Below are 18,032 nucleotides of genomic sequence, written 5' to 3'. Positions count from 1 at the left end.
TATCCCGGAGCCGTCATGTCTTTTCCGCTGTCGCCCGCCACCGTTGAAGCGTTACGCGCTCGCACGCCAGGCGTTCGTACCACGACGCACTTCAATCATGCCGGCGGGTCGCTGCCATCCGCTGCCACGCTGGACGCAATCCACGCTCATCTGTCCCGCGAAGCGTCGATCGGGCCAATGGAAGCCGGCGCGGCCGGTAGAGAACACACCGAGCGCGCACGCACGCTCGCCGCGCAACTGCTTAACGCGCAGCCCACCGAGATCGCGTTGACGACGGGTAACTCGCCTGGCTGGGGCGCAGCTTTCGCGGCACTGGGTCCGTGGCACGCGGGACAACGCATTCTCGTTGCTCGGCACGAATGGGGCGGCAATCTCGCGACGATGCGTCATCTGGCGCAGCGCGCGGGCACGTCGATCGAGGTCATTCCGTCCGACGCCAGCGGCAGGGTCGATCCTCGCGCGCTCGAAGCGATGCTCGACGACCGGGTCCGGCTGATCGCGCTGACGTGGCTGCCTGCGAACGGCGGACTGATCAATCCGGCAGCCGCAATCGGTCAGATAGCACGCCGTCACGGTATTCCATACTTCATCGACGCTGCGCAGGCCGTCGGACAGCTTCCGGTCGACGTGATCGAACTCGGCTGCGACGTGCTTGCAGGCGCGGGGCGCAAGGCATTGCGCGGACCGCGCGGCACCGGGTTGTTGTTCATCAGGCAAGACTTTCTGCCCCGCCTGATGCCGGCCTTCGTCGACACGTATTCCGCGCCCCTCGACGCCAACGGCGAACCAGTTCTGCGTGATGATGCCGCGCGTTTCGAATCGTCGGAAGCATCGCTGGCGCTGCATTGCGGCTTGGCGAACGCATTGCACGAGGCACTGGAGATCGGCATCGATAACATCCGCGCGCAGATCGATCGGATCGCGCAGACATTGCGCGAGCAATTGGCCGTGATGCCAGGTGTGTCCGTACTCGACCAGGGTATCGAACGATCCGGGCTTGTGTCGTTCAACGTCACCGGAATGGATGCACTTTCCGTGCGACGCGCGCTGGCGGCGCAAGGCATCACGATCGGCTCGAATGGCGTCGCCTACACGCCATTCGATATGACGAGCCGAGGGCTGACACAGATCGCGCGCGCGTCGGTCAGCTATCTGACCAGCGACGCCGAAATTGATAAATTACTGGCTGGGATACGAACGTTGACGCACTGAGCACTCAATTCGAAGAGAACATTGCGTCAGGCAAATGAATACGCGCGTCTTTTTCAACTCAATCGCCCGCATACGACCATGAACCCGGCCTCATCGCCCCGCCTCGATTTATCTAAGTTTCCGCGCCGCACGCTGCTCGAAGGTGCGACGCCCATTCAGCACCTTGCGCGTCTGAGTGCCCGCCTTGGCGGCGCGGACGTCTATGTCAAACGCGAAGATCTGACCGGGCTGGGCGGCGGCGGCAACAAGTTGCGCAAGCTTGAGTTCCTGATTGGCGAAGCACTCGCGCGTGGCGCGGACACGATCATTACCGTCGGCGCGCGTCAATCGAATCACGCGCGCCTGACGGCGGCGGCGGCGGCGCGCGTCGGACTTCAATGCGAGCTGGTGCTGACGAGGACCGTGCCACGCTCCGACCACGACTATATGGAGAACGGCAACGTGCTGCTCGATGCGCTATTCGATGCACGCGTGCACGATCTTCCCGGCACGGCCAACGCGCTGCAATTCGCCGAAGAACGCGCGAACGAGTTGCGCGCACAGGGCCGTAATGTCTATGTGTGTCCGTTGGGCGGATCGAGTCCGACTGGTTGCCTCGGTTATGCGGACTGCGCCGCTGAAATCGTCGCTCAATCGCACGCGCATGGGCTGGAATTCGATCGCATCGTGGTGCCGAACGGAAGCGGCGGGATGCATGCGGGGCTGGTCGCGGGTTTTGTCGCGCTGGGATTGGATCCGTCGCGGATTGCCGCTTTCACGGTATATGGGAATGCCGGCCATGCGCGCACGGTTACTTTAGATAAAGCGGTTCAGACGGCGCAACTGATCGACCCAAACCTGAGCGTGAGTGATGACGCCATCTCGATCGACGAAGCGCAGCTCGGACCCGGCTACGGTATCCCCACCGATAGCATGCGCGCGGCGGTTCGTCTGATGGCATCGACAGAAGGTCTGTTGCTCGATCCCGTGTATAGCGGCAAAGCATTCGCGGGGCTGGTCGAAAACGTGAGCACCGGGAAGTATCCGGCCGGACAGAAGATTCTGTTTGTGATGAGCGGCGGGCTTCCTGGGCTATTTGCCTATCGGAACGAGTTCTGAGCGATCGAGTTCCGGCTTTCGATCGCGCCTGTCGCTCGCTTCGATCAATTGCGCCCGTGATTCGCGCCGATCAAACCCGCGCCACGCGAAACACCGCAACCGCTTCCTTCATCGACTGCGCCTGGTGTTCGAGCGCACCCGCAGCCGCAGCCGCTTCCTCGACGAGCGCTGCATTCTGCTGCGTCATCTGATCCATCTGGCTGACGGCGAGACCGACCTGCTCGATCCCCGAACTCTGTTCGACCGTCGCCGATGTGATCTCAGACATGATGGCCGCGACGCTGCGCACCGCGCCGACGATTTCGCTCATCGTGGCGCCCGCCTGCCCGACCAGTTCACTGCCGTTGCGCACATCCTCGACCGATGCACCGATCAACTCCTTGATCTCGCGCGCCGCGCCCGCACTCCGTTGCGCGAGCGTCCGGACTTCGCCCGCGACCACGGCGAAGCCGCGACCCTGCTCGCCCGCACGCGCCGATTCGACAGCCGCGTTCAACGCGAGAATATTGGTCTGGAACGCGATGCTGTCGATCATGCCGGTGATCTCGGCAATCTTGTGCGAACTGGTCTGAATCGCGGTCATCGTCTGTACTGCACGCTGGACCACATCGCCGCCGCGTTGCGCGACGTCGGCGGCATTCGATGCGAGCTTGCTGGCTTGAACCGCGTTTTCGGCATTCTGTTTGACCGTCGACGTCAGTTCTTCCATGCTGGCCGCCGTTTCTTCGAGCGACGCCGATTGCTGTTCGGTCCGGCTCGACAGATCCAGGTTGCCTGCTGCGATCTCCTGCGCACCGCCGTAAATCGCCTCACAGCTTTCGCGCACGCTCGACACGGTGCGCGACAGACCCGTCCGCATCCGGCTCATCGAGCCGAACAACTGACCGATTTCGTTGCTGCCCGCTTCGGGAATGCGCACCGTCAGGTCGTTCGACGCAATCCGATCGAGCAGTTTTGCGGCTTCGTCGAGCGGACGCGTCACGAATGCGCGCAGCACGAGATACGTGACGACGATCAGCGCGAGCGCGACGCTCACGCCCACTACAACCATCGTAACGACCCAGTTGTATTCGGTGTTGCCGCTCGCAATCGCGTCGTTCGACATGCTGTTCGACGTGCGCTGGAATTTCTCCAGGTTCGCGGAAAAGACCTGACCCGCCAACGTGACGTCGCGATCGTTGATCGTCGCGAAAGTGGGTATGTCGTTGTTACGCAGCGCGTCCGACGCGCTATGGAGCAGTTTGACGAGTGCGTTCGACGACTCGACCAGTTGCTGCTTCAGGGCATCGTCCTGGCCATCGAAATGCGGCGCGTTGCGGAATGCTTCGGTCTCCTGCTCGGCAAGTCCAAGCGTCTTGGCGGCGCTCTGCAACGCGATATCGCGCGCGGCCGCATCATTGCGTTCCTTCAGCGCCGAATAGGCACGCGACAGTGCAGCCCGTGTGCGCGCAGTGTCCTTATAGGCATCGTTCGAAAGAATTTCCTGTGCCGCGATGACATGCAGACGTTGCGCGCTCGCGTTCGCGCGCCCCAGCGCAAACACGCCTACGATGCCGCCAAACAGGATCATCGTCGCGAAGACCACGAGGACGCAAAGGAGACTGCTTCGAACCGTAATGTTGCGCATAACCCGCCGTCGATTTCAGAAGTTGTACGGTCACTTCATTAACGGCTATGTTTTCTGCATCTTGAGCGGGAAGCATCACATCGACTGATCCAGATCAAGGAGGCACTCGGCGACCCGGCCACGGCGCTCCTACGCTTGACGGGACCGCCCGAGAACGAAAAAACCCGCGCGGCCTAACGCCAACGCGGGTTTCAGGATTCCAGCGGAAAGGTGCCGGAACAAATTTTGGTGCCCAGGGCGGGATTTGAACCCACACGCCTTTCGGCGCTACCCCCTCAAGATAGTGCGTCTACCAATTTCGCCACCTGGGCAGAGGGCCGCAATTGTAGCAGCAAATAAAAATTTTTGAAGCCCCCTCGTGATTTTGTTCGTCGCCCCGCAAAAGTTCGTAAGGTCTGACGCTTGTCAACCGCTTCTCCGGGAAATGCAGCAAATGGTGGACCGCTATGCTCGTACGCTCATGCGCTGGAAGAGCGCCCTCCACGACTAACACACCATGTCACAACGACGCACATCTTCTTCGCGACTTCGGCATCGTCTCCTTCTCGCATCGCTGCTCACGTCGATATCCATACTGCAGGGTTGCGCGACGACGGCGGAGAACCTTGCCGTAGGTGTTGGTCTCGGCGCGGTTGGCACAGTGTCGGCGCTAGGCTGTCTGCTCGCCTGCGACATGGCGAATCCGCGCTGGTGAGGGGTCACACAACGCGCGACGGGCAGTTAGTATTCCACTCTCGACATTGACGATTTTGGAAAACGGAGCCCCTATGCCACAACACCCCCTCCACCTCTACACCGACGCGCAATTCACGAGCCCCTACGTGATGTCCGTCTTCGTCACGCTTCGCGAGAAGGGCTTGCCGTTCGACCTTTCGGCCGTCGATCTCGCGAGCAAGGCGAATCACGCGAGCGACTACGCGGCCCGGTCATTGACGCGACGCGTGCCGACACTGATCCACGAAGACTTTGCGCTATCTGAGTCGTCGGCAATTACCGAGTACCTCGAAGAGACTTTTCCGCAGACGCCGGTCTATCCGCGAGATCGGCATCTGCGCGCGCGGGCGCGTCAAGTGCAGGCCTGGTTGCGCAGCGATCTGTTGCCGATCCGCCAGGAGCGTTCCACCGAAGTCATTTTCTATGGAGCACGCGGTGGCCCCCTTTCCCCCATCGCAGAGGAAGCGGCACAAAAACTCTTCGCCGCCGCCGATGCATTGTTGCCAGACCACTCGCCAAACCTGTTCGGCGAGTGGTGCATCGCCGATACGGACCTCGCATTGATGCTCAATCGCCTTGTACTGAATGGCGACACCGTTCCGCTCAAGCTGAAGGAATACGCCACGCAACAATGGCAGCGCGCCAGCGTGCAGCAATGGGTTCAACTGGAGCGGCCGCCGCTATAAAGTCGGCTGGCGTGGTGGCTGCCCGCCACGCCGAAAGTCCATCGATGGAAACGGCAAAAAGCCGCAAGAGATCTCAGCAGGGAAGCATTAAAAGATGCAGTAAAAGCGAATATTACATTCGCGTTTTATCTGATCTTCCCTGCTCCGCGATTGCGCGATTGCGCGCCCGCTCCCTTTGCCGCCTCGCGCGTACGATGCTGACAACAATCAGCACGATCACAAGCAATGTCAATTCGATCATTGCCGGAATCTGAATGGGATCGTGAAACACGGCGCACCTCCGTCACATGCTTTCGTCATATTACGTCGGGCAGGATGGACCCTGATGTATTGCACCGCACCATTGCAAACTTGTTTCGATTACTAACCGGCTTTTAGCCAGCGCGCAGGAGCCGCCACTGGCAAACCGCCATCAATCTGTCACGCAAAAACTTGCAAGGTTCAGATAGCTGTCCCTAAACAGTTTATTTGGGCTAGAGTACATGAGCGATCACCTGAATCGTGAGCCGTTCCGACAATTCAAAGGTGTTTTCTGCCGCATGTTTTATTGCGTGTACTAAAGAAGCACCTGGACTTCGTTGAAGATATCGCGCCATGCCATATTTTCCCGTCGCCTACTGTGGTCCCGCGGCTGTCCCCGAGAGCTTGTGGCTTCGCTGGAATACGGATCCACCATTGCTCCTCGCGCTCGCGGCCCTCGCATGGATCGTGGCCAGCGGCCGCGCGGCGAATGCACGGGCGGCATGGGTGGCTATCGTGCTGATGGTTATCGTGTTCGTGTCGCCGCTCTGCGCGCTGTCGTCAGCGTTGTTTTCCGCACGCGTCACCCATCACGTCATTCTGATCGCTGCCGTCGCGCCGCTGCTCGCGCTCGCGTTTCCGCTGCCGCGCCTCGTGCATCCGCCGCTCGTGCCTGTAGTCGCCTCGCATGCGGTCATCATCTGGCTGTGGCATGCGCCGGGGCCGTATGCGTGGGGACTATCGACTGTGCCCGGCTACTGGGTGATGCAGTTCACATTGCTTGGCAGTGCCTGGCTCATGTGGCGCAGCATCTTCTCACCGCTTCTGCCGACCGGCCCGGCATTAATCGCGCTCGTCGCGACGATCGGCCATATGGGTCTGCTCGGCGCGTTGATCGTGTTCGCGCCGGTGCCGCTTTACGTCGTGCACTTCGCGACCACCGCCGCTTGGGGGCTCACCCCGCTCGCCGACCAGCAACTCGCCGGACTATTGATGTGGGTACTGGCGATGATCCCGTATCTCGCGGCAGGACTTTCGCTCGTCTGGTCAAGCCTGCGTGTCAGAGAGCCCGCGCTGTGACGACCCTTCTGAAATTCATTCATCTGGCCGCGATCGCGATATGGTCGGGCGGCCTGATCGTCTTGCCGTATCTGTTCTGGCAGCGTCGCGGGCTCGCGGCCGGCACCGAGCTCGATCGGCTGCACCGCATCACGCGGCTCGTGTTCGTCGAACTGACCTCGCCCGCCGCTTTCGTTGCGATTGCGAGCGGCACCGTGCTGATCTTTCTGCAAGCCACCTTCGTCGAATGGTTCACCGCGAAGATGGTGTTCGTCGGCATCATGGCGATGCTGCACGTGCTGGCCGGTCTCGTACTGCACGAGCTTTATCTGCCCGACGGCCGCTTCAGCCGGATCTCGGCGATTGCGCTGACCGTCGCTTATCTGATCGTTATCGTCGCGATCATCTGGATCGTGCTGGCCAAGCCGCACATCGACTCGAACCTGTTCGTCCCGCATCTGTTCGAGCCCGGCGGACTCGGCCGGTGGCTGCATCACTCCTTCGGCGAAACGAGAATTCCCACGCCATGATCGAACACGAGCTTGCCTCCATGCCAGCCGGCGAAGCCCGTCATCACGGAGCTGAGCGCCGACAGAACAAGCCCATGCGGCAGGATCTGGTCGGGGTACAGAAGCCGCACACCCCAGTTCGCACCCGCGAGCGCAACGAGGGTCATCGCGGCGACCGCATGCGACCAGCTCGCCTCCTTCAGACGGATGCCACGCACGAGCAGCAGCTCGGCTGTGCCGACCACGCTCGCGGCCACGCCGCTCCAGAACGCGAAGCCGGCGGCCCACAGGCCGGCGCGGACCCAGAACGGGTCGCCAGTCCACCAGTAGATCACGTCGACGCCCAACGTCGCGACGACGAACGCGATCGGGAAATGCACCATCATCACGTGAATCGGATGGCCGACGAGCGCCACCGCCGAGCCCTTGTCGAGCCGCGACAATTCGAGCAACACCTCGCTTCGCGTCCCGGTTCCAGGATTGCCTTTGTTAGCCATAGTGGTGTGCCCTTGCGTCAAATGCCGGATGGTGCAAACCATCATAGCCGCTTGCGTCGGGTGGTCCAAGCAGGATCGCTCGCGGCGTTGTCCGGCTGCGCCGGGCCGCTTTCGACACTCGAGCCGTCGGGCCCCGCCGCGGCGTCGATCGCCGGCCTGTGGTGGGTGATGCTGGCGGGCGCGGCGATCCTGTTCGCGATGGTGCTCGTGCTGTTCCTGATGACAGTCTTCCGGCCGGGCTGGGGCTCGCAGGTGTCGCCCGCGCGCTGGATCGTGCTCGGCGGTCTCGTGCTGCCCGCGGTGATCCTGATCCCGCTGATCTGCTACGCGCTGTACGCGGGCGAATTGCTGCTGCCGCTGCGCGCGCACGCGCCCGCGCGCATCGAGGCGATCGGGCAGCAATGGCGCTGGACCTTCCGCTATCCGGAGCTCGGCAACGTCGAAACCGAGAACGTGCTGCATCTGCCAGCCGGTACGCCGGTCGATATCACCGTGACCAGCATGGACGTCGTGCACGCTTTCTGGATTCCGCGCTTCGGGGGCAAGATCGACGCGGTGCCGGGCCACCACAACCTGCTGCGCATCGAGGCCGATCAGCCCGGCCAGTACGCCGGACAATGCAACCAGTTTTGCGGCACCGGACACGCGCAGATGCACTTCACCGTAATCGTCGATCGTCCGGAAGATTTTCCGGCCGCAGTCAAAAGCGCCGCCGCCAACGGGGAGGTGAAGAAATGAGTGTGCCCGTCGAGCCGCCATCACAGGGCATCAACGCGCTGCGGCTGCACCGCCAGCTTGCCGCGATCTGGGACTGCGGGCCGGGCCTGAAAAAGCTCGCCGCGGTCAACCATACGATCCTCGGCATGCGCATGATGATCACGTCGTTCGTGTTCTTCGCGATCGCCGGGATTCTCGGCATGCTCACGCGCGTACAGCTCGCGACGCCGCATGCGAACTTCATGGACGTGGAGACCTATAACCAGGTCTTCACGATGCATGGATCGATGATGCTGTTCCTGTTCGCGATCCCGATCGTCGAAAGCTTCGCGGTTTATCTGACGCCGAAGATTCTCGGCACGCGCGACTTCGCGTTTCCGCGCCTGACCGCCTACGGCTACTGGTGCTATCTGTTCGGCGGCACGATCCTGACCGTCTCGCTGATTCTGCACAGCGCGCCCGACGGCGGCTGGTTCATGTACACGCCGCTCAGCTCCAACGTGTACACGCCGGGGTTGAACGCCGACGTCTGGCTGCTCGGCATCACGTTCGTCGAGATTTCGGCGCTGTCGCTCGCGATGGAAATCGTCGTGTCGATCCTGAAGATCCGCGCGCCGGGCATGTCGCTCGACCGCATGCCGATCTTCGCGTGGTACATCCTCGTGACCGCGATGATGATGATCGTCGCGTTTCCGCCGCTGATTCTCGGCTCGATCCTGCTCGAGGTGGAGCGCGCGTTCAACCTGCCGTTCTTCGATCCGACACGCGGCGGCGATCCGCTGCTGTGGCAGCATCTGTTCTGGCTGTTCGGACACCCGGACGTGTACATCATCTTCCTGCCGATGGCCGGCGTGTTGTCGACGATGATCCCGGTGTTCGCGCGACGCCGGCTCATCGGCTATCGCACGATCGTCGTCGCGATCATCGCCCTCGCGTTCCTGAGCTTCGGCATCTGGGTGCACCACATGTTCACGGTGGGCATTCCGCATCTGGCGCTTGCGTTCTTCTCGGCGGGCTCGGCGATCGTCGCGGTGCCCACCGCGATCCAGTTCTTCGCGTGGCTCGCCACGCTGTCGCACGGCCGGCCGCGCTGGGATGTACCGATGCTGTATATCTTCGGCTTCTTCTTCGTGTTCACGTGCGGTGGCCTGACCGGCGTGATGCTCGCGATCGTGCCGTTCGACTGGCAGGCCCACGACACCTACTTCGTCGTCGCGCACATGCACTACGTGGTGGCCGGCGCGCTCGCGTTTCCTATGCTCGCGGCGTTCTATTACTGGCTGCCGCTGCTGACCGGGCGCACGGCCGTGCACAAGCTGTCGGTGCCGGCGTTCTGGCTCGTGTTCATCGGCTTCAACATGACGTTCTTCATGATGCACCTGACCGGCCTGCGCGGCATGCCGCGGCGCGTCTTCACCTATAGCGGCGATGAAGGCTGGAACTGGCTCAATCTGCTGTCGTCGGTGGGCAGCTTCGTGATGACGATCGGCTTCGCTCTCGTCGTGATCGACATCATCGTGCAGTTGCGATTCGGCCGGCGCGTACAGCGAAATCCATGGGACTCGACCACGCTCGAATGGGCGATCCCGATCCCGCCCACCCCCTATGCGTTCGCGTCGATTCCGCACATCGATGCCGAAACCGAAAACGTCCCCCCGGGCCAGCTCGCAACCTCGCTCGCGCGCGGCGAAGGCTACCTCGGCTTCACGCGCAACGGCTGGCAGGAGGCGCTCGGCGTGCATATGACCTCGGGCGAGCCCGAACAGCTGATCGTGCTGCCGAACTCGACCTATCTGCCGCTCGTCACCGCATTGGTGACGGGTGCGGCGGTACTCGCGATGCTGTTCAAGTTCTATCTGCTGTCGGTCGCGTTAGCGTTCGTGACGTTTGGCCTGTTCATCTACGCGGGCCAGAGCGCGGGCCTTGCACGCGATTACGGCGCGCTGCCGGTCGGGCGCGGCGTCAGTGTGCCGCCGCATACCGAGGTGTCCGGCTCGCCGCCGTGGCTGTCGCTCGTCTGCGCGCTCGTCGCGAACGGCACGCTGTTCACGTCGCTGATCTTCGGCACGTTCTACCTGTGGATCGCTGCGCCGAACTGGCCGGCGGCGGTGACGCCGCATCCGAGCCGCCTGTTCGCGCTCATCGCGGTCGTCGCGCTCGCGGTCGCAGCGGCCGCCGCGCATGGCTCGCTGCACGCCGCCGCGGCGGAGCGCAAACCGCACGGCACGATCGGGCTGACTGCCATCGCATTGATCGTCGCGCTCGCCGCCTGCGTGATGCTGATCAACGGTGTGACACCGAACCCGCGCGAGCACGCGCTCGGCGCGACGGCCGCGGCGCTGCTCACGTATATCGCGGTTCACGCGGGCGTCGGGCTGCTGTTCCTGATCAGCAACGTGCTGCGTGTCGGCGCGGGCTTCGTTTCCGCGCGACGCCTGACCGATCTGCGCCTCACGCGACTGTGGCTCGACTACACGTTTGCGACGGGCGTCATCGCACTTGGACTCGTGCTTGCGCTGCCGAGCCTTGTCGCCATGCTGGGAGCCAGACCATGAGTGCGCGTCCGCTTTCGCCACTGCGGTTGTGGTGGCTCGCCGTCGGCTTCACGATCTGGTGTCTCGCGTTCGTGATCCTGTATGCGCTGCATGCGATCGGCTGCGCGTTCGCGTGGCCGGCCGGACCGCTGCGCACGAGTCTCGCGATCATCCTGCTGCTGCATCTGATCGCGATCGGCTGGTTGTGGCGCTATCGCGCCGCAAAGCGCGACCCGGGCCCCGAGCAAATCAGCTCGTTCATGCACACCGTCGTTGTCTGGACCCTGATCGCGGCGCTGGCCGCGACCGTGATCACGTTCGGGCCCGCGCTGCTGCTCACCACCTGCGTCTGAACGTGCACTGAGCGCGAGCCATCCGCCGCCCGCCGGTATGGAGGAGCACTGATGCAGTCTCAAGATCTCGCGCGCAAGGCAATCTGGTCGGCCATCTACCTGCTGTTCATTCTCGCGCCGCTGTTCGCGCTGCTGGCCGGCACGCTGCCGCCCGCGAGCAACTTCGGCACCGAGTTCTCGGTGGCGCTCGGCTACTCCGGCCTCGCGATGATGGGCCTGCAATTCGGCCTCACCGCGCGTTTTCGCCATGTGACCGAGCCATGGGGCGAGGACGTCATCTACCATTTCCATCGACGTGTGTCGCTGCTCGCTGTCAGCCTCGTCGTCGTGCATCCGCTGATCCTGTTCGCGATCCGCTCGGAAAAGCTCGCGATGCCCGATTCGCTGCTCGACGTGCCATGGGGCGCGTGGTTCGCGTTCCTGTCGATCGGCGCGGTCATCGTGCTGGTGATCACCGCGCTATGGCGCAAGCAACTGAAGATCCCTTACGAACTATGGCATCTGTCGCATATCGGGCTCGCGCTCGTTGCGATCTTCGGCGGCGTGCTGCATATGATCGGCTGGGGCTTCTATCTGACCGATCCGCTCAAGCGCACCCTGTGGATCTGCATGACGATCTTCTGGATCGCGCTGCTGCTGTATGTGCGCCTGTTCAAGCCGCTCTTCATGCTCAGGCGTCCCTACCGGATCACGGAAGTGCGCGCCGAACGCGGCGACACCACGACTCTCGTGATGCAGCCCGACGGCCACGCGGGCTTTCGCTTCAAGCCTGGCCAGTTCGGCTGGCTCAACGTGTGGGGCAGCCCATTCAGAATCACCGGACATCCGTTTTCGTTCTCGTCGAGCGCCGAGAACGCGAATGGCCGCGTCGAAATGACGATCCGCAATCTCGGCGATTTCACGAGCACGGTGAAGACGCTCGAGGCGGGCCAGCGCGTGTATCTGGACGGACCCTATGGCGCGTTCACGATCGGCCATCCGACCGACATGCATGTGCTGATCGCGGGCGGCATCGGCATTACGCCGATGATGAGCATGATCCGCACGCTCGCCGATCGCGGCGATCAACGTCCACTCGTGCTACTGTACGGCGGCAAGACGTGGGACTCGCTGACGTTCCGCGAGGAACTCGATGCGCACAAAACGCGGCTCGATCTGCGTATCGTCTATGTGCTGTCGGACCCGCCCGAAGGCTGGAGCGGCGAAACCGGGCGCATCGACGCCGCGATGTTCCGGCGTCATCTGCCGCCCGAATTTGCCGATCACGAGTACTTCATCTGCGGCCCGGACCCGATGATGGACGCGATCGAAACGGCGCTCGCCGAAATGAAGGTGCCGCGCATCCGCTACCATTCCGAGCGCTACAGCTTCGTCTAGGAGAATCGCGATGCGTCGACTGTTGGCCAATCGTCTTGTCGTCGCGACCGGTGTGATCGTCGTGGCGCTGTCGCTTCTGTTCGCGTATCTGCGGGCCGGTTCGCTGCATTAGGAGCGGGCTCGCGGCGCGCTTTTCGCTCGAAGGTTGAATGGATATGCCCTACTTCTTTGGAATTGGTCTTCACGTTTTTGTTGCGATCTTTTTCGCCGTTCACGCGATGCGCAATAACCAGGGCATCTACTGGCTCTTCATTCTGTTTGCTTTTCCGCTGCTCGGCAGCGTCGTGTACTTCTTCGCGATCTATCTGCCGGGCTTGCGCCATACGCGCGGCGCGCGCGTGGCCACGCAGGCGATTACCCAACTCGTCGATCCGAATCGCGCGCTGCGTGAAGCGCGCGCCAATTTCGACCGTGCGCCGACCGTGCAGCATCGGATGCGGCTCGGCGAAGCATTGCTCGCGGCCGGTAATCCACGCGAAGCGCTCGAACACTTCCAGACCGCGGCGAACGGCCCGTTCGCGAACGATCCCGCGCTGCTGCTCGGTCTCGCGCGCTCGCAGTTCGCGCTCGGCGACTCCACGGCCGCCGACGCGACCTTGGCGAAGCTGTTCTCGGTCAATCCGCAGGCGCGCAATCAGGGCGAGCCGGCCCTGCTCTATGCGCGCACGCTGGCCGCGCTGAACGCGCCCGGCGCACGCGCGGCATTCGAACAGGCGCTGACCTGCGCGAACGACGTCGCGCCGCGCTGCCTGTTCGCCGAGTGGCTCGCCGCGCAGCCGGACGATGCCGACCGACGCCGCGCCGGCGCCCTCTATACGGAAATCGTTCAGGATGCCAAACATTGGCCGCGTCAGACGCACGAACACAATCGCGAGTGGCTGCAGCGTGCGCAGGCCGCGTTGGCGTCGGGCGCGGCACGGACGTAAGCAAGCCGAGGAGAACCTCGATGCGACCCGCGACCCGGTGTTTTGCTTCGATGCTGCACGCGACGATGACGGCGATTGCTTTCGGTGCCGGCGGCGCTTCCGCTTCGGCGCAGGCCGCTGGTACGGAAAAGCAGTTCGAATGGCCCGCGTCGTTCGTCGTGCTCGGCAATGGCTATCCGCACGCAGGCGATGCATGCCGGCGGCTCGGCGAGTCCGCTGCGACCGTCAACTATCTCGACCATATGGCGATGCTGGTCGGCTGTCCGGGCTCGAGCGATAGCGCCGCCGTGCGCGCGATCGTCACGCATGAGCGGCATGCGCGCGTCGTCGGCGCAGCGGATGGCGTGACGCTGATTTCGATTTCGACGGAAGGCGGCTTAGCCGGTTCGCAGAAGAGCCACACGCCGGAGAAGCAGTCGCCTATTAGCGCGAGCGGCACTCTACCCTGCGAGCGCGGCAACGGACAGACCAGAACGATGTGCAAGTTCGGCGTCGTGCATCACAGCGATCGGTCGACAACCGTCGTGGTCTACTGGCCCGATGGCGCGACGCGGGCGATCTTCTTCGGCGTCAGCGGCCGGGTGATCGGCACCGCTGCTTCCGCGAGCGATCGGCCGATGCCCGGCGACACGATCACCCGCAAGAATGCCGGCATCAATCTGATTTCTGTTGGCACTGAACGCTACGAAATCGAGGATTCAGTTTTGTCCGGTGGTTGAATTGCGTTGAAGTCGATCGGCGCATGCCATGCGCGGTTGAACGCCTGATTCGCCGCGCGTCACTTTCATTTCCATCCATCGCCTCGCTTTACGTCCTCGCCCTGGATCGACGCGGCGCGCGCCGCGTCGATCACTATATTAGTAATAATTCGGCAGAGCTCATTGCTTATGCGGATTGCTTACGCCCTATGACGGCTCGAATATTTCGTTTTCATGGAATCCGCATACGGGATTACCCTAAGCCGTCAAATCGATATTGTTGACTAATATTATTACCTGCCCGACGTTTGGCGGCGACCCGGCCTGCCGCCTCGCGAGTTATCGGCGAGCCGAACGATTCTTTACCTCTATCCGTACACCTAAGCATTTCCACCCGATCAGAGGTTCCACATGAGGAGGTCATGATGTCCAGAAGAATTGGATTAGTGGCGGTCTGGCTGGTGATGGCCGTCGGACTCGCCGCGTGCAATGGCGACAATAGCGGCGCGTCGACAGCGCCGATTGCGAATGCGGCCACCTCGAACTCAGCAGTGTCCAATAGCGCGTCGCAATCGAATTCCAATGCGTCGGTGGACAACAGCGGGGCGACCACCATTGCGCTACCTTGCGACGCCGCCGCCACGGCCAACACGCCCTGCTCCGCGGCGCACAGCGTGACCCGTCTACTGACGAAGAACTACAACGGCCCACTGTTCCAGATCCGACGCGCGTCCGATAACACGACGCTCGACGTCTATCCGTACACCAACAGCACGCTAAAGGGCGGCGACCGCTCGCTGGTCGGCTCCGCGAATGTGCAGAGCACGCAATCCTTCTGCAACAACACGACCTGCTCCGTCACCTACATCTACGACCAGATCGATCTGGTCGCGCCATTGAAGGGCGGCGCATTCGGCAACGTACCGGCGACACTCGCACTCAACCAGGACGGCACGGAATCACTGAGCGTACAGAACGGCGGCAAAACAACCACCGTGCCGGTCCTCAATGGCTTCGCCACGATCACCCTGCCCGGCACCGCCGGCACCTTGACCGTGCAACTGCAGCAACCACCGACTGCATTGACCACGCAAGCGCCGACGCAGCAACTGACGATTGGCAACGACTTGCCCGCACTTCCCGGCACGCCGGCCACGCTCGCGTTCGTCACGACGAACGGCGTGCAGATTCCGGCGCTCGGCACGTTGGCCGGCCAGGCCTATCGCAATCGCTTCGGCACGGTGAACCAGTCGATCGGCGATAGCGAAATCGCGGAGTACATGGTGGCCGGGGCGCACTACAGCCAATCGTCGACCTGCTGCGGCACCTACGGCAACATGGAAAACAGCGCGAATCCCAGCACCTATTCGCACGGCGAAGTGCAAGGCGAAATGTTCGCGCTCGCGTTCTCGAACGGCAACGCGGCCGTGTTCGGCTATTGCGACGGCGACTCCATCCAGCCGTCGAACGTCAAGGACCCGGTCTGCAATGCGCTCGATACCAACTGGCCGGGCGTCGATGCGGAAGCCGGCGTCTATCTGTACGGCCCGCAGCAGCCGGCGAACGAGAAGTTCGTCACGGTCCTGTCGAAGTACTCGCCCGTCACCGCCTCGAATCTCTTCGTGGTCAAAGGCGGGGCCGCTTCGCAAAGCGTGCTGACGTCGCTATACGATCAGGCGCCGCCTGAAGCGCTGAACTTCGGCAACGACGCGGGCCATGCGTTCAACGGCCAATGGCAGGGTGGTCTGTCGCTCGGCGAAGGCGGCGACGGCAGCGCCGCGCCGATTCAGTTCTTCGAAGGCGCGATCATCACGAAGGCAACGTCCCATACGACCGACAACGCGATCCAATCGAGCATCGCGGGCTTCTACGGCCCGCCGTCCAACGCGGCCGCGTCGACCTGCTACGCGAACAACCTGATCGACTCGCCGCTCAGTCTCGCCACGCCCGATGCATGGTCGCAATCGAACGGCGGCACCGCCGTGCCCGCCACAGACACCTCCGGCGTGAATCGCGGCGCGGCGACGGTCACGAGCACGAACGGTTCGTCCGTGTCGAACATCCACGAAGTGATCCGCGTGCAAGGCGGCCAGTCGTACACGTTCACCGACTACGTGCTCGCCACCACCAACGCGACGGTGTTCCCCGGCGGCTCGATCCAGACCGACGATCCGAGCGGCACCGAGTTCGGCTGGGTGCTGAACACGAATACCGGCGCGATCGTGCGCGGTACGTGGGGCGCGGGACAGGCGACGGCGCTGAGCGCGGTGAAATCCGGCAACTGGTGGAAAGTGACGATGACGCTGACGGCTCCGGCAGGATCGAACAATGCGCAGGTGTTCATCGATCCGCCCACGTCGAACAGCGCAGGCGTGCGCTCGCAGCAGGCCGCTTATCTGAGCGCAACGCATTACTGCCCGAGCCTCGCGATTCTGAGCGGCGCAAAGTCCTGAGCACGATGAGCGCGACGTAGCAACGGATCATTCGTTGACGCGTCGCGCGATTGAAGGCACACTCGCTCACCAAGCAAGCCCTCATGTCCCACACGATTGCGAAGCATCATCATGCGCATGCCCGCGTGGGACTGCCTGTGGAGACTCGCATACGCATACGCCGCTAGACATCATTCGCAGCGCCATGCGCCAGAAAGCCCCGCCCGCAACGACGGGGCTTTTTGTTTTCTACGACCTGATCCGCTCATCGAACGAAGGATTGCCGCCATGCCACAGGAAGCACAGACCCCCGCCGTATCGAAGACCTTTGCCACGCCTATCGAACTGTATCGTGCCCTTGCACGCGTGTGGTCCACCGATACGTCGAGTCCCATTCACGTGTGGTCGGCAACGAATCCGGCGCTGAACCATTGCAGCGTCACGGCGTTGATCGCTCAGGATTACTTCGGTGGAGAAATTCTGACGACGCACACGTCGGGCGGCACGCACTTCTACAACCTGATCGAGGGCAAGCGATGGGATCTGACAATCAGCCAGTTTGCCGAGCCGATTCCGTTCGACGATACTCGGTCAAGTCGTGAGGCGGCCTTTGCGGATACGTCGCGGCAGAAATACGAAATGCTGAAATCGCGGCTCGCGGAAAGCCTGCTGAAATAGACGCCTTTCGATCGCGCGTGGCCGAACCGCACCGATACGCGGCCGGCCACGCGAGCTCACTTCAACGAATCACTTCCTGCTCCCCAGAATGCCCTGCCCGCGCAACGATCACCCGCGCGTTTCGGTGACGAAGATCAGTGCAATCGCCCCAACCACGCACGGGGCCATCATGTAATAAGCGCGTGAGCACATACGTGTAGCGGTTTTCCAGTACCGGCCACCAACAGCCGCTCTGCCAGCGATGAGGTCGGACATTCGAAGGTCAGCTTCGCCCAGTTAAGAACACCGCGCACGGGCATCGTGACTCGCGCGCACGGGATTAAGCGTTGCGTTCCTACAATGTGATTCCCGCCAGTGTGAGCATAACCAGGAAGACGCTGAGCGGAGCAAGGTGGGAAAACTCCCGGTGACGCAAGACGGTCAAAACCGCTGCGGCGATGATGACGGCACCAAAGATCAGGCCCAACCCACGGGTGACGGGAACTGCGATCAAGACGGCATTCGTCATCTCCAGCATACCGGTGGCACGCTGCCACCATCGTGGATACCCCCAGCGGACAAAGTTGTCCTGTGTGGCGGGCGTGCCGATCGCGTTGAACAGCCCCGCACCGAAAAAAGCGACAACGAGAAGCCAGATCGAGAACGTATGTAGCATTTAAGCGACCCACAAGATTT

The 18,032-nt window shown here is 62.6% G+C and carries 16 protein-coding genes and 1 tRNA gene; 13 read left to right on the top strand and 4 right to left on the bottom strand.

Annotated elements, in window-relative coordinates; all coding sequences use genetic code 11:
* The first annotated feature begins 15 nt into the window (after positions 1-15).
* Entirely contained in the window at positions 16-1,212 is a 1,197-nt protein-coding gene (locus L0U81_RS17260) for an aminotransferase class V-fold PLP-dependent enzyme (RefSeq protein ID WP_233804766.1), read from the top strand.
* Between the two features lie 78 nt (positions 1,213-1,290).
* Positions 1,291-2,310 carry a D-cysteine desulfhydrase family protein gene (locus tag L0U81_RS17255; protein WP_233804765.1) on the top strand — a complete coding sequence of 340 codons (1,020 nt, stop codon included), beginning with the start codon at positions 1,291-1,293 and terminating at the stop codon, positions 2,308-2,310.
* Positions 2,311-2,380: 70 nt separating this feature from the next.
* Here L0U81_RS17255 and L0U81_RS17250 read toward each other — a convergent pair whose 3' ends face one another.
* Both L0U81_RS17250 and L0U81_RS17245 read right to left on the bottom strand, forming a co-directional pair.
* Entirely contained in the window at positions 2,381-3,937 is a 1,557-nt protein-coding gene (locus L0U81_RS17250; protein ID WP_233804764.1) for a methyl-accepting chemotaxis protein, read from the bottom strand.
* Positions 3,938-4,163: 226 nt separating this feature from the next.
* Positions 4,164-4,248 (bottom strand) — tRNA-Leu (locus L0U81_RS17245).
* Between the two features lie 456 nt (positions 4,249-4,704).
* On the opposite strand from L0U81_RS17245, the gene yfcF reads away from it, so the two are divergent.
* From yfcF to L0U81_RS17230, 3 genes are all read left to right on the top strand, one after another.
* Complete coding sequence (gene yfcF, locus L0U81_RS17240) at positions 4,705-5,337, top strand: glutathione transferase (protein ID WP_233804763.1); 633 nt, start codon at positions 4,705-4,707, stop codon at positions 5,335-5,337.
* A gap of 594 nt (positions 5,338-5,931) precedes the next feature.
* Complete coding sequence (locus L0U81_RS17235; RefSeq protein ID WP_233804762.1) at positions 5,932-6,657, top strand: cytochrome c oxidase assembly protein; 726 nt, start codon at positions 5,932-5,934, stop codon at positions 6,655-6,657.
* Positions 6,654-7,166: a CopD family protein gene (locus tag L0U81_RS17230; protein ID WP_233804761.1), complete on the top strand. Its 513-nt coding sequence runs from the start codon at positions 6,654-6,656 to the stop codon at positions 7,164-7,166. The genes L0U81_RS17235 and L0U81_RS17230 overlap by 4 nt, the downstream gene beginning before the upstream one ends.
* Here L0U81_RS17230 and L0U81_RS17225 read toward each other — a convergent pair.
* Entirely contained in the window at positions 7,130-7,642 is a 513-nt protein-coding gene (locus tag L0U81_RS17225) for a DUF2231 domain-containing protein (RefSeq protein WP_233804760.1), read from the bottom strand. The genes L0U81_RS17230 and L0U81_RS17225 overlap by 37 nt on opposite strands.
* A gap of 60 nt (positions 7,643-7,702) precedes the next feature.
* Between L0U81_RS17225 and coxB the strand changes: the two genes are divergently transcribed.
* From coxB to L0U81_RS17180, 8 genes are all read left to right on the top strand, one after another.
* A complete protein-coding gene (gene coxB, locus L0U81_RS17220; protein WP_233804759.1) occupies positions 7,703-8,380 on the top strand; it encodes a cytochrome c oxidase subunit II in 678 nt (225 codons plus the stop codon).
* Positions 8,377-10,914: a cytochrome c oxidase subunit I gene (ctaD, locus tag L0U81_RS17215; RefSeq protein ID WP_233804758.1), complete on the top strand. Its 2,538-nt coding sequence runs from the start codon at positions 8,377-8,379 to the stop codon at positions 10,912-10,914. Before coxB ends, ctaD begins: the two co-directional genes overlap by 4 nt.
* Positions 10,911-11,246 (top strand): hypothetical protein, encoded by a 336-nt coding sequence (locus tag L0U81_RS17210; protein WP_233804757.1) that lies wholly within the window; start codon positions 10,911-10,913, stop codon positions 11,244-11,246. Before ctaD ends, L0U81_RS17210 begins: the two co-directional genes overlap by 4 nt.
* Before the next feature lie 51 nt (positions 11,247-11,297).
* Positions 11,298-12,623, top strand: a complete 1,326-nt coding sequence (locus L0U81_RS17205) for a ferredoxin reductase family protein (protein WP_233804756.1) — start codon at positions 11,298-11,300, stop codon at positions 12,621-12,623.
* A 155-nt stretch (positions 12,624-12,778) separates the two neighbouring features.
* The gene (locus L0U81_RS17200) at positions 12,779-13,549 is read left to right on the top strand and encodes a tetratricopeptide repeat protein (RefSeq protein WP_233807796.1); all 771 of its coding nucleotides are present in this window, start codon (positions 12,779-12,781) and stop codon (positions 13,547-13,549) included.
* A 20-nt stretch (positions 13,550-13,569) separates the two neighbouring features.
* The gene (locus L0U81_RS17195) at positions 13,570-14,268 is read left to right on the top strand and encodes a hypothetical protein (RefSeq protein ID WP_233804755.1); all 699 of its coding nucleotides are present in this window, start codon (positions 13,570-13,572) and stop codon (positions 14,266-14,268) included.
* 401 nt (positions 14,269-14,669) lie between these two features.
* Positions 14,670-16,700 carry an arabinofuranosidase catalytic domain-containing protein gene (locus L0U81_RS17185; RefSeq protein WP_267957024.1) on the top strand — a complete coding sequence of 677 codons (2,031 nt, stop codon included), beginning with the start codon at positions 14,670-14,672 and terminating at the stop codon, positions 16,698-16,700.
* 267 nt (positions 16,701-16,967) lie between these two features.
* Positions 16,968-17,357, top strand: coding sequence for a YunG family protein (locus tag L0U81_RS17180; protein WP_233804752.1), 390 nt, complete (start codon positions 16,968-16,970; stop codon positions 17,355-17,357).
* A gap of 334 nt (positions 17,358-17,691) precedes the next feature.
* Here L0U81_RS17180 and L0U81_RS17175 read toward each other — a convergent pair whose 3' ends face one another.
* Positions 17,692-18,012 carry a DoxX family protein gene (locus L0U81_RS17175; RefSeq protein WP_233804751.1) on the bottom strand — a complete coding sequence of 107 codons (321 nt, stop codon included), beginning with the start codon at positions 18,010-18,012 and terminating at the stop codon, positions 17,692-17,694.
* Positions 18,013-18,032: the final 20 nt, after the last annotated feature.

Origin of the sequence: Paraburkholderia sp. HP33-1 (assembly GCF_021390595.1) — a bacterium.
Lineage (GTDB): Bacteria > Pseudomonadota > Gammaproteobacteria > Burkholderiales > Burkholderiaceae > Paraburkholderia.
This window is presented reverse-complemented; position numbering and strand designations above follow the sequence as displayed.

Bases quoted from the DNA above. Each gene is read 5' to 3' on its own strand.
- L0U81_RS17260 (WP_233804766.1), top strand. From the start codon at position 16: ATGTCTTTTCCGCTGTCGCCCGCCACCGTTGAAGCGTTACGCGCTCGC.
- L0U81_RS17255 (WP_233804765.1), top strand. From the start codon at position 1,291: ATGAACCCGGCCTCATCGCCCCGCCTCGATTTATCTAAGTTTCCGCGC.
- L0U81_RS17250 (WP_233804764.1), bottom strand. From the start codon at position 3,937: ATGCGCAACATTACGGTTCGAAGCAGTCTCCTTTGCGTCCTCGTGGTC.
- yfcF (WP_233804763.1), top strand. From the start codon at position 4,705: ATGCCACAACACCCCCTCCACCTCTACACCGACGCGCAATTCACGAGC.
- L0U81_RS17235 (WP_233804762.1), top strand. From the start codon at position 5,932: ATGCCATATTTTCCCGTCGCCTACTGTGGTCCCGCGGCTGTCCCCGAG.
- L0U81_RS17225 (WP_233804760.1), bottom strand. From the start codon at position 7,642: ATGGCTAACAAAGGCAATCCTGGAACCGGGACGCGAAGCGAGGTGTTG.
- ctaD (WP_233804758.1), top strand. From the start codon at position 8,377: ATGAGTGTGCCCGTCGAGCCGCCATCACAGGGCATCAACGCGCTGCGG.
- L0U81_RS17210 (WP_233804757.1), top strand. From the start codon at position 10,911: ATGAGTGCGCGTCCGCTTTCGCCACTGCGGTTGTGGTGGCTCGCCGTC.
- L0U81_RS17205 (WP_233804756.1), top strand. From the start codon at position 11,298: ATGCAGTCTCAAGATCTCGCGCGCAAGGCAATCTGGTCGGCCATCTAC.
- L0U81_RS17200 (WP_233807796.1), top strand. From the start codon at position 12,779: ATGCCCTACTTCTTTGGAATTGGTCTTCACGTTTTTGTTGCGATCTTT.
- L0U81_RS17195 (WP_233804755.1), top strand. From the start codon at position 13,570: ATGCGACCCGCGACCCGGTGTTTTGCTTCGATGCTGCACGCGACGATG.
- L0U81_RS17185 (WP_267957024.1), top strand. From the start codon at position 14,670: ATGATGTCCAGAAGAATTGGATTAGTGGCGGTCTGGCTGGTGATGGCC.
- L0U81_RS17180 (WP_233804752.1), top strand. From the start codon at position 16,968: ATGCCACAGGAAGCACAGACCCCCGCCGTATCGAAGACCTTTGCCACG.
- L0U81_RS17175 (WP_233804751.1), bottom strand. From the start codon at position 18,012: ATGCTACATACGTTCTCGATCTGGCTTCTCGTTGTCGCTTTTTTCGGT.